Genomic DNA, 10,518 nt, shown 5'->3' on the forward strand with positions numbered 1-10,518 from the left:
CATGGCCGGCCTGCGCCAGTGGCTGCGTCGTGCGCTCCCGGGCCTCCTGGTACTGGGGGCCGGCATGGCCACGGCGGGCGCCGGGCCCTACAGCGAGCCGCTGGAGCACAGTGACTGGCAGTTGACCGAGGGCGATGCGAGCTGCCGCATGGAACAGACGGTCCGTCATGGCGGCGTCCTGCGCTTCGAGGCCCGGCCGGGCCTGATGACCGCGGCGTTCTGGGAGGCCCCCTATCCGATGCCGCCGGGTAGTGCACCGCGTCTGGGAACCGGTGCCCCGGAGTGGCTGCGTCCTGCGACCGAGGCCCCGCTGGACCTGCAACTGCAGGCGCGTGACGATCGCCTGTTCCGGGTGCCCCCGGCCTTCGCCCAGCCGCTGAAGGCGCGTCTGCTGGCGGGGCACGACGTGCGCATCGACTTCCCGGACGGGGATGATGCCGTGCATTTCCGGGGCATCCGCTTCGCCCGGCGGGCCCACGACTTCCGCGCCTGCTACGGCGAGCACGCTGCGCCCGCGGCGACGCCGGAGGCGGGCGCGCTGGACCGCTGGAGCACCTATTTCGAAACGGGCAGCCACCGCCTCGATGCCGAGGCACGCGAGGTCCTGAAACGGGCGGCGCGCGCGCTGGTGGGCGCCGATGCCCCCCGTATACGGGTGGTGGGCTGGACGGACGCCGCCGGCCCGCTGGAGATCAACCGCCCCTTGAGCCGCAACCGTGCCGAGGTGGTGCGCGATGCCCTGGTGGACGAGGGGGTGCCGGTCACAGGGATCGAGATCCAGGCCCCGGGCGTCGATCCGGCCGCGGAGGGTGCCCGTCAGGCCTCGCGCCGCAGCGATATCTGGTGGCTGGATACTGGCGGGCCGAGTGTGGATGGCCCAGCGGCCGCGCCGCGGCCCTCTGGCTCTTCGGAGGGCGCTGACGGGCGCGGTTCGGGCCCCGAAGAGGATCCATCCGCACCGTCCGCGACCCCGGCGTGGTAGTGACGCCGGTTACGAAAACGACTATATCTTCACGTTAAGACAAGGATTGGCATTCTTATGAGTTCCTCCATCAAGCGCGTCGTCCTCGCCTACTCCGGCGGGCTGGATACCTCGGTCATCCTCAAGTGGCTGGAGGAGCAGTATGGCTGCGAGGTCATTACCTTCACCGCCGATCTCGGTCAGGGCGAGGAGGTCGAGCCGGCCCGGGCCAAGGCCGAGGCCCTTGGCGTGAAGCAGATCTACATCGAGGATCTGCGCGAGGTCTTCGTGCGCGACTACGTGTTCCCGATGTTCCGCGCCAACACGATCTACGAGGGCGAGTACCTGCTGGGTACCTCCATCGCGCGCCCGCTGATCGCGCGGCGCCTGGTGGAGATCGCCGAGGAGACCGGGGCCGACGCCATCGCCCACGGTGCCACCGGCAAGGGCAACGACCAGGTGCGCTTCGAATTGGGCGCCTATGCGCTGAAGCCGGGCATCCAGGTGATCGCCCCCTGGCGGGAGTGGGACCTGAACTCGCGCGAGCGCCTGATGGCCTACGCCGAGCAGCACAACATCCCGGTGGACTACAAGAAACAGGGCACCAAGTCGCCCTACTCCATGGATGCCAACCTGCTGCATATCTCCTACGAGGGCGGCCCGCTGGAGGACCCGTGGACCGAGGCCGAGGAGGACATGTGGCGCTGGTCGGTCTCCCCCGAGGCCGCGCCGGACGAGTCCGAGACCCTGACCATCGGCTTCGAGAAGGGCGACCCGGTCTCGATCAACGGCGAGCGCCTGAGCGCGGCGGCGCTGCTTGCGAAGCTCAACGAGCGTGGCGGGGCCCACGGCGTGGGCCGGCTCGACATCGTCGAGAACCGCTACGTCGGCATGAAGTCGCGCGGCTGCTACGAGACCCCGGGTGGCACCATCCTTCTCAAGGCGCGCCGGGCGCTGGAGTCCATCACCCTGGACCGCGAGGCGGCGCACCTGAAGGACGAGTTGATGCCGCGCTACGCCAGCATCATCTACAACGGTTACTGGTGGAGCCCGGAGCGGCGCATGCTGCAGGCCGCGATCGACGACACCCAGGGTGTCGTCAACGGCGAGGTGCGCCTGCGCCTGTACAAGGGCAACGTGATCGTTGCCGGACGGCGTTCCGAGGACACCCTGTTCGACGATGCCATCGCCACCTTCGAGGACGACGCCGGGGCCTACGACCAGAAGGACGCCGAGGGCTTCATCCGCTTGAACGCGCTGCGCCTGCGCATCGCCGCCAGCCGTAACCGAAAGCCGACATGACATGACGGCCCCCGGTTGCCAGTACCCACAACCCAGGAGCGCCCCGCGCAGGTGCTTCGGGGCCGGGTGGCTGGGGCTGGCGGGCCTGTTGCTGGTGGTCCTCGGCGGTCTCGTCCCGTTCGCGGCCGGGGCCATGGACGAGGGCGACGCCGCAGCCGAAGGGCAGCGCATGGTCCTGGGTGTGCTGGCCCACCGCGGCGACGACGTCGCACGCAGTCGGTGGACGCCGTTTGTCGAATACCTCACAGAGCAGGTGGACGGCGCGACCTTCGAGCTGGAACCCGTGGACAACGACGCGTTGCAGGCGGCGGTGGCGGAGGCGCGGTTCGACCTGATCCTGACCAACAGCGGTTCTTACGTGATGCTGGAACAGCAGCACGGGATCTCGCGCATCGCCACCATGCAGCCGCGTCAGGTAGGCCGTGACGAGGATCGCTTCGGGGCGGTCGTGATCGCGCGGGCCGACCGCGAAGACCTGGTGGAGTTGGATGACCTGCGCGGGCAGCGCCTGTCTGCCGTGCACCCGGATGCCTTCGGGGGCTGGTGGATGACCTGGCGCGAGTTGCAGGCGGCCGGTCTGGACGTCGAGGCGGACCTGGCGTCGCTGGTGTTTACCGGCTTCCCGGTCGGCCGCGGCCTGGATTGGGTGCTGCAGGGCGAGGTCGATGCCGCGACCTTCCGTACCGGCATCCTGGAGGACCTCGAGGCCCGAGGGGATCCGCGGGTCGATCAGGTCCGGGTGGTCGGCGAGCGCGCCTTCCCGTCGTTCGGCTATCGTTCCAGCACCCGCCTGTACCCCGAGTGGCCGCTGGCGATGCGCGGCGATCTGGATGCCGGCCTGGCCCACGCGATCCTGTTGGCGACCCTTTCCCTGGACGAGAGCCACCCGGTGAGCCGGGCGGCCGGGATCGGCGGCTGGGCCGCGCCCCGTTCCTACGAGGACGTGCACGGGCTGATGTACGAGCTGGGGGTGGGGCTGTACGCCCCGCAGCCCTTCGACATCCTGGCCTGGCTGCGCGCCCATCTACTGTGGCTGGTCTCGGCGCTGGCGGCGGTTGCGCTGCTGGCGCTGCTGTATGTCTCGCGGGTACATGCCCGGGTGCGGCGCTCCGGGCACAATCTGGAGCGCAGCCTGGAGGCGATTCCGGACGCGGTCATCACCCTGGATGCCCATGGCGGAATCGCCTACATCAACTCGGCCGCCCGCGAGCTGGCGGGGCTGAACCGCGATCAGGTGCTGGGTTGCTCCCTTGACCAGCTCCTCGACCTGCGCGAGCTGGGCAGAAATCGCCCCCTGCTGCCGGACAATGCCCGGGGTGACCGGCTCGATCAGGCCCTGGGCGAGCGCTCGGATGCCCGCCTGGTCCGTCGCGACGGCCACGAACTGATCGTGCGCATCGCCCGCACGGCCCTGGACCCGGTGGCTGGCAGTTCGGTACGCACCCTGCTCGTGCTGACGGACGTCTCCGAGGAGCGTCGGCTGGTGGACCGCCTGGTGCACGAGGCCAGCCACGATGGTCTGACCGGCCTGCTGAACCGGCGCGCCTTCGAGCGCGAGCTGGAGATCGCCATGCACGCCGCCCGCGACAATCGTGCGGTGGCCAGTCTGTTGCTGGTGGACCTGGACTATTTCAAGGAGGTCAACGACCGCCATGGCCACCGGGTCGGCGACGAGCTGCTGCGCCAGGTGGCCCATGTCCTGCGTCAGCTGACCCGTGGCCACGATGCCGTCGCGCGGATCGGGGGTGACGAATTTGCGATCATCGCCCGTGACACCAATGCGGAGTATGGGCGTATCCTTGGCCAGCGGATCTGTTCGGCCCTCGCCGACCGGCCGTTGCAGGTGGAGGCGCGCGACGTCACCATTGGGGCATCGGTAGGGGTGGTCGAGCTGGGGCCGGATATCCCCGGTGTGGACGAGGCGTTCGTGGCGGCCGATCGTGCCTGCTACCAGGCCAAGGATCAGGGCCGTGGCCAGGTCGGGCTGGCCCGCAAGGCGGACATTCACCCGATCACCGGGTCCTGAGGGGGCGCGCCACTGGCGCGCGGAACACCCTCCGTCTGCGCGGTCCATGCGAAACCGGCCCGGCGCCGGATTGAAAAAAGGAATCACATGTCCGTTGTCTCCCGCTTGCGATACGGCCTGCTGGCCCTGATGCTCCTTGGCCTGACCGGCTGCGCGACCGTTCCCAGCGAGGACCGCCACCCGGATGATCCCTGGGAGTCCTACAACCGCGCCGTGTTCGAGTTCAACCAGGACTTCGACGAGTCGCTGCTGCGACCGGCGGCCGTACAGTACCGGCGTCTGCCGCAGCCAGTGCAGACCGGGGTAGGCAATTTCTTCTCCAATCTGAACGACTTCACGGTCCTGTTCAACAACCTGTTGCAGGGCAATCTGGAGAACGCCGCGTCGGATACCGGCCGCATCATGTTCAATTCGACCTTCGGGCTGTTCGGGCTCATCGACGTGGCTTCGCCCATGGGGCTGGACAAGAATAACGAGGACTTCGGCCAGACCCTGGGGGCCTGGGGCGTGGCGCGGGGCCCCTACCTCCAGCTGCCTTTCCTCGGCCCGAGCACGGCGCGGGACGCCCCGGCACGGCTGGTGGACGGGTACACCAACCCGCTCTATCACACCAATCTGCGCGACGATCACACCGGGTGGTGGATTGGCCTGGTCGCGCTGGAGGTGGTCGACATGCGCGCCGGGCTGATTGCCACGGAACGCATGCTCGAGCAGTTGTCCGATGATCCCTATATCGCGATGCGCCAGGGCTACCTGCAGCGCCGCGACTTCCTGGTGCGCGGCGGCATGCCGGACGAAGAGGCCGACGCGATGCTGGATGAGCTGGAAGAACTCGAGGCGCTGGAGGCCATGGAGGCCGAGGAGCCGGCGCGTTGAACGGTCTTGCCCCGATGCTGAACATCCTGCGCCTGCAGGCAGGGCCGCAGGATCTGCCGGCCGACAACAGCACGCTGGCCTTCTGGGTCGGTATCGCCCTGATCGCCGGGATGGTGATCGGTATCCCGCTGTACGGCTTCGGGCAGGCGCTGGCGCTGAACGTGATGGACCTGGTGGTCCTGTACGCCTTCGTCGTGATCGTGCTCAATCTGCGGGGGGTGCCGGACCGCTGGCGCCAGACCTTCACCGCGATGGCGGGTACGGGTGCGTTGCTCGGCCTGCTGATGGCGCTGCTGATGCTGCTCGCGGGCGGCCCGGATCCGGCGCGCGATCCCGAGGAAGTCCATACCGGTCTGCTCCTCGGGATGCTGGTGCTTTTTGCCTGGTTGCTGCTGGTGTTCGGTCATATCCTCCAGCAGGCTCTGGCACTCGGCATGCGTCTGATCGGGATGCTGATCGCCCTGGGCTATATTGTGGTCTCCAGCGTGGCCACCCAGACCACGATCGGGCTGTTCCAGTGAGTGCCGGGCACCTGCATATCCTCGGCATCGGGGGCACCTTCATGGGCGGGCTGGCCCAGCTGGCCCGCGCCCGGGGCTATACCGTCACCGGTTCCGACCAGAAGCTGTATCCGCCGATGAGCGACCAGCTGGAGCTGGCGGGAATCGAATATCACGAGGGCCACGACCCCGCGACCCTGCCCGAGGCCGGGCCGGTGGTGGTCGGCAATGTGATGCGCCGGGGTATGCCGGTCGTCGAGGCGCTGCTGGATCGCGGTCTGGACTACACCTCGGGGCCGCAGTGGCTGGCCGAGCATCTCCTGCGCGATCGCTGGGTGCTGGCGGTGGCCGGCACCCACGGCAAGACCACGACCGCCAGCCTGCTGGCCTGGATCCTGGAGTACGCCGGGATGAACCCCGGTTTCCTGATTGGCGGGGTGCCCGGCAATTTCGGGGTCAGCGCGCGCCTGGGGGATGCCCCGTTCTTCGTGATCGAGGCCGACGAATACGACAGCGCCTTCTTCGACAAGCGCGCCAAGTTCGTCCACTACCGCCCGCGCACCCTGGTGCTGAACAACCTGGAATACGACCATGCCGATATCTATCCGGATCTGGCCGCAATTGAACGCCAGTTCCATCATCTGGTGCGCACGGTGCCCGGCGAGGGGCGCATCCTCGTGCCGGCGGGGGATGCTGCGCTGGAGCGGGTGCTGGAGACGGGCTGCTGGACGCCGGTGGAGTATTTGAGCACCGATCCCGACTCGGCTACGGGCGTTGCACTGGCCGCCCGGGCGCTGAATGCCGATGCCTCCGAGTTCGAGGTGCTGGCGGATGGTGCCGTGGTGGGGCGGGTCGCCTGGTCGATGTCCGGGCGGCACAATCTGGCCAATGCCCTGGCCGCCCTCGGCGCGGCCCGCCATGCCGGGGTGCCGCTGGCTGCCGGTATCGAGGCGCTGCCGGGCTTTCGCGGCGTGCGTCGGCGCCAGGAGCTGCGCGCGGAGATCGACGGCATCCGGGTGATCGACGACTTTGCCCACCATCCCACCGCGATCCGCCTGACCCTGGAGGGACTGCGCGGGCAGGTGGCGACCGGCGGGCGGCTGGTGGCGATCCTCGAGCCACGCTCCAACACCATGCGCATGGGCGTGCATGCCGAGGCCCTGGGCGCGGCCCTGGCGCGGGCCGACGCGGTGCATCTGTACCACGCCCCGGAGATCGACTGGTCCACCGACGGCCTGCAACGGCAACTCGGCGAGCAGCTGTCCGTGGCGCGCGATATCGAGTCCCTGTTGCAGGGGATTCTTGCCACGGTGCGCGCCGGCGATACGCTGGTGATCATGAGCAACGGAGGCTTCGACGGGCTGCACCTGCGTCTGATCGATGCCCTGCAGGGAACCCCCGCATGAGGCAACAGCCGAACAGCATTTCGCTGGCCCTGACCGGCGCCTCCGGGGCCCCCTATGGCCTGCGCCTGTTGCAGTGTCTGGTGGAGTCCGGGATCCAGGTGCACCTGATGCTGTCGAAGCCGGCGCAGGTAGTCCTGGGGCTGGAGACCGACCTGGACCTGCCGGGGCGTCCGCAGGAGATCGCGCGCTATTTCAGCGAGCGTTACCAGGCGGTGCCCGGCCAGATCCACTGCTACGGGGCCGAGCAATGGACGGCGCCGGTGGCCAGTGGCTCGGCCGTGCCGGAGGCCATGGTGGTATGCCCGTGTACCACCGCGACCGTGTCGGCGATCGCCACGGGGGCCTCGCGCGGGCTGATCGAGCGCGCGGCCGACGTGGTGCTCAAGGAACGCCGCAAGCTGGTGCTGGTGGTGCGCGAGACCCCGTTTTCCGAGATCCATCTGGAGAATATGCTGCGCCTGGCCCGCATGGGCGCGGTGGTGATGCCGGCCAATCCGGCCTTCTACCACCGTCCGCAGTCCATCGACGACCTGATCGACTTCATGGTGGCCCGCGTGCTGGACCACCTCGACGTCGAGCACGCCTTGGTGCCGCGCTGGGGCGCCGGCGCCCCGCCGGGAGAGGATGCATGACCACGCTGCCGCTGTTTCCGCTGAACACGGTGCTGTTCCCCGATGGGTTGCTGCCGCTGCGGATCTTCGAGACCCGCTATCTCGACATGGTGCGCCGCTGCCTGCGCGACGACAGCCGCTTCGTGATCGTCGCGACGGAGCCGGAGCGTGAATCGGGGGCGCTCCCGGCCGAAACCGACGCGTCTGCGGGCTTTTACGGCGTGGGGACCGAGGCCGCCATCGTGGACTGGGACCAGCGTCCGGATGGCCTGCTGGGGATCCTGGTGAAGGGCGAGGCGCGACGCGTGATCCACAACGCCCGGCGTGCCGATGATGGCCTGTGGCTGGGCGAGGTGGAGCCGTTGCCGGAATATCCCGAGGTCAGCCTGCCGGTCGACTACGCCTCGCTGGCGGACCTGCTGGAGCGTCTGCTCGACCAGCTGGGTACGCCCTGGTCGCACCTGGAACGTCGCTTTGATGACTCGACCTGGGTGGCCGCGCGGCTGACCGAGCTGCTGCCGATCGACCTCGAGATCAAGCAGCAGCTGCTGGAGGCGGACGACCCCATCGAGCGCCTGGAGCGCCTGCGGGCAGCCATGCTCGCAGCGTCGAAATCCTGAAACCCGGCGGCGGGGCTGTTAAGGTTTCGGACCAAATTCTTAACCGGAGCCGCAAACATGGCCGTTCAGGAACTTACGCAGGACAACTTCGAATCCACCATCACCGGGAATGACATCGTCATCATGGACTTCTGGGCCCCCTGGTGCGGTCCGTGCCAGCAGTTCGCCCCGACCTTCGAGGAGGCCTCGGAGAAGCACTCCGACGTGGTCTTCGCCAAGGTGAACACCGACGAGGAACAGGGCATCGCCGGCGCCTTCCAGATCCGTTCCATCCCGACGCTGATGATCTTCCGCGAGCAGATCATCGTGTTCTCGCAGCCGGGCGTGCTCTCTGCCGGCCAGCTGGACGAGGTGCTGGGCAAGGTGCGCGAGCTGGATATGGAGCAGGTCCGCGCCGATGTCGCCCGCCAGCAGCAGGAACAGGAGCAGGCCGGCGGCGCCGCGTAAGCGTCCCCTGGCGTAAGCCGCCTGCGGGTCCGACCCGCGGAACAGAACCCGGCCGGGCACCTCGCCCCGCCGGGTTTTTTCGTGTGGGGCACTCGCCGGGGCCGTAGAATGGGCGCCGTCAGAACCCGGACCCCGCCGCCAGGCGCGAAAGGATGCCGTCACCATGTCCGAGCTTTCCGAGGCCGTGCGCCGGCCATGCTGAGCGTGATGACCCAGATGGGGGCGCTGATCGTCGCCGGCGTCGTGTGGCGCGCCCTGCAGCCTGGTGGTCTGGACGCGGACACCACGCGTCGGGTCCTGACCACGCTGGTCTACTACCTGCTGTTGCCGGCGCTGGTCCTGCAGGTCCTGTGGGTGGCCCCGCTGGGTCTGGACTCTCTGCGCATTGCGCTGGTGGCGGGGCTGACGGTCCTGGCGATGGTCGGGGTGACGTTGCTGGCGTGCCGGGTCTGCATGGCCGAGCGGGCGGCCATCGGGGCCATGCTGCTGGCGGCGGCCTGGCCCAACGCGACCTACCTGGGCCTGCCGGTACTCGACAGTCTGTTTGGCGAGGCCGGGCGTGCGGTGGCGATCCAGTACGACCTGTTCGCCTGCCTGCCGCTAGTCCTGACCCTGGGCGTGCTGCTGGCCCGGCGCTACGGGGACCCCGAGGCCGTGCGCCTGTACGGGGGCGGGAGCCCGCTCCGGGCCCTGGCGGTAGTACCGTCGATCTGGGCGGCAGTGGTTGGTGTGGCGCTGAATCTTGCCGGTGTGCCTCTGCTCGACTGGCTGGATGTCTTTCTCGGGTTCCTGGCCGACAGCGTGGCCCCGCTGATGCTGTTCTCGCTGGGGCTGGCGCTGGTGTTCAACCGCTTTCGCGGGCGCGATGCCCGGCCGCTGGTGGTAGTCGCCGTGGTCCAGTTGATCCTGGCCCCCATCTTTGCCCTCGGGCTGGTGCTGTGGACCGGTCTCGAGGGCGTGCCCGGGGTCGGGTCGGTGCTGGAGGCGGCGATGCCGGCGATGGTGCTGGGGCTGGTGTTCTGTGATCGCTTCCGCCTCGATACCGGCCTCTACGCGGCCGCGGTCACGCTGACCACGGCGCTGTCGTTGGTCACCTTGCCCCTGTGGTTTGCCCTCGCCACCCATCTCATCGCCTGACCTTTGGGGTTTCCCCCGCCGTCTGGTTGTGGCTGGTCCTGGTTCGGGATCCGGTGTTTACGTGCCTTCGGTCCACATACTGCCGTGCGCTGACTCGCCAGCGCGCCGCGCCCGTTTTTGATCAACAACGGGCTTTCTTGCTTGCCGAAGAAAGGACCCAAAGAAGGGCACCCGGATTTCGCCCGGGAACCTCGCTCCGGACGCGCTGGGCCGGCGGCGCTGAACTCGCTGCGCCTGCGGCTTCGCTCAGACATCCAGCGCCCCGAATTTGTAGAAAACGGGCCGGCCCATCACGCCCTCCACGAGGGGCTCCATACGGGAGGGGTAGGTCAAAACAGAAGGCATTCCGGCCCCGTGGCACAACGACAGGCACCGAGGCTCGAACACCCCCGGCGCCCGCAGCGCGGGCGCGGCACGCAACGGCCAAAGGCCGAGCGTGCCGAAGATGTCCGAAAGCCTCGCTATCATCCACTAGCAATTTCGTCGGAATCGCCGTTGTCTTGACCTACCTCCCCGTTGTCGTCGCGCCGAGTGGAGAGGGTTTTCGCGGGAGAAGAGGCGCTGGATGTCTGAGCGGAGCCGAAGGCGTAGCGAGTTCAGCGCCGCCCGCGAAAAGCCTCGGAGCGAGGGAA

11 protein-coding genes are annotated in these 10,518 nt (G+C 68.5%); 10 read left to right on the plus strand and 1 reads right to left on the minus strand.

The window, feature by feature from the left end:
- Position 1 precedes the first annotated feature (1 nt).
- From F572_RS0101010 to F572_RS0101055, 10 genes are all read left to right on the plus strand, one after another.
- A complete protein-coding gene (locus F572_RS0101010) occupies positions 2 to 982 on the plus strand; it encodes an OmpA family protein (protein ID WP_026142891.1) in 981 nt (326 codons plus the stop codon).
- Between the two features lie 57 nt (positions 983 to 1,039).
- Entirely contained in the window at positions 1,040 to 2,263 is a 1,224-nt protein-coding gene (locus F572_RS0101015) for an argininosuccinate synthase (protein ID WP_017940664.1), read from the plus strand.
- Between the two features lie 133 nt (positions 2,264 to 2,396).
- Positions 2,397 to 4,289: a diguanylate cyclase domain-containing protein gene (locus tag F572_RS0101020; RefSeq protein ID WP_231291069.1), complete on the plus strand. Its 1,893-nt coding sequence runs from the start codon at positions 2,397 to 2,399 to the stop codon at positions 4,287 to 4,289.
- A gap of 87 nt (positions 4,290 to 4,376) precedes the next feature.
- A complete protein-coding gene (locus F572_RS0101025; protein ID WP_017940662.1) occupies positions 4,377 to 5,165 on the plus strand; it encodes a VacJ family lipoprotein in 789 nt (262 codons plus the stop codon).
- Positions 5,162 to 5,686: a hypothetical protein gene (locus F572_RS0101030; protein WP_026142889.1), complete on the plus strand. Its 525-nt coding sequence runs from the start codon at positions 5,162 to 5,164 to the stop codon at positions 5,684 to 5,686. Before F572_RS0101025 ends, F572_RS0101030 begins: the two co-directional genes overlap by 4 nt.
- The gene (gene mpl, locus F572_RS0101035) at positions 5,683 to 7,071 is read left to right on the plus strand and encodes a UDP-N-acetylmuramate:L-alanyl-gamma-D-glutamyl-meso-diaminopimelate ligase (protein ID WP_017940660.1); all 1,389 of its coding nucleotides are present in this window, start codon (positions 5,683 to 5,685) and stop codon (positions 7,069 to 7,071) included. Before F572_RS0101030 ends, mpl begins: the two co-directional genes overlap by 4 nt.
- Positions 7,068 to 7,703: a flavin prenyltransferase UbiX gene (locus tag F572_RS0101040; RefSeq protein ID WP_017940659.1), complete on the plus strand. Its 636-nt coding sequence runs from the start codon at positions 7,068 to 7,070 to the stop codon at positions 7,701 to 7,703. Before mpl ends, F572_RS0101040 begins: the two co-directional genes overlap by 4 nt.
- Complete coding sequence (locus F572_RS0101045; RefSeq protein WP_017940658.1) at positions 7,700 to 8,302, plus strand: LON peptidase substrate-binding domain-containing protein; 603 nt, start codon at positions 7,700 to 7,702, stop codon at positions 8,300 to 8,302. Before F572_RS0101040 ends, F572_RS0101045 begins: the two co-directional genes overlap by 4 nt.
- A 57-nt stretch (positions 8,303 to 8,359) precedes the next feature.
- Positions 8,360 to 8,749, plus strand: coding sequence for a thioredoxin (gene trxA, locus F572_RS0101050; RefSeq protein WP_017940657.1), 390 nt, complete (start codon positions 8,360 to 8,362; stop codon positions 8,747 to 8,749).
- 195 nt (positions 8,750 to 8,944) lie between these two features.
- The gene (locus F572_RS0101055) at positions 8,945 to 9,886 is read left to right on the plus strand and encodes an AEC family transporter (RefSeq protein ID WP_017940656.1); all 942 of its coding nucleotides are present in this window, start codon (positions 8,945 to 8,947) and stop codon (positions 9,884 to 9,886) included.
- Between the two features lie 246 nt (positions 9,887 to 10,132).
- On the opposite strand, the gene F572_RS15865 is transcribed toward F572_RS0101055, so the two are convergent.
- Positions 10,133 to 10,354 carry a hypothetical protein gene (locus F572_RS15865; protein WP_017940655.1) on the minus strand — a complete coding sequence of 74 codons (222 nt, stop codon included), beginning with the start codon at positions 10,352 to 10,354 and terminating at the stop codon, positions 10,133 to 10,135.
- Positions 10,355 to 10,518 lie beyond the last annotated feature (164 nt).

Origin of the sequence: Thioalkalivibrio sp. ALE14, assembly GCF_000376845.1 — a bacterium.
Classification (GTDB): Bacteria; Pseudomonadota; Gammaproteobacteria; order Ectothiorhodospirales; family Ectothiorhodospiraceae; genus Thioalkalivibrio.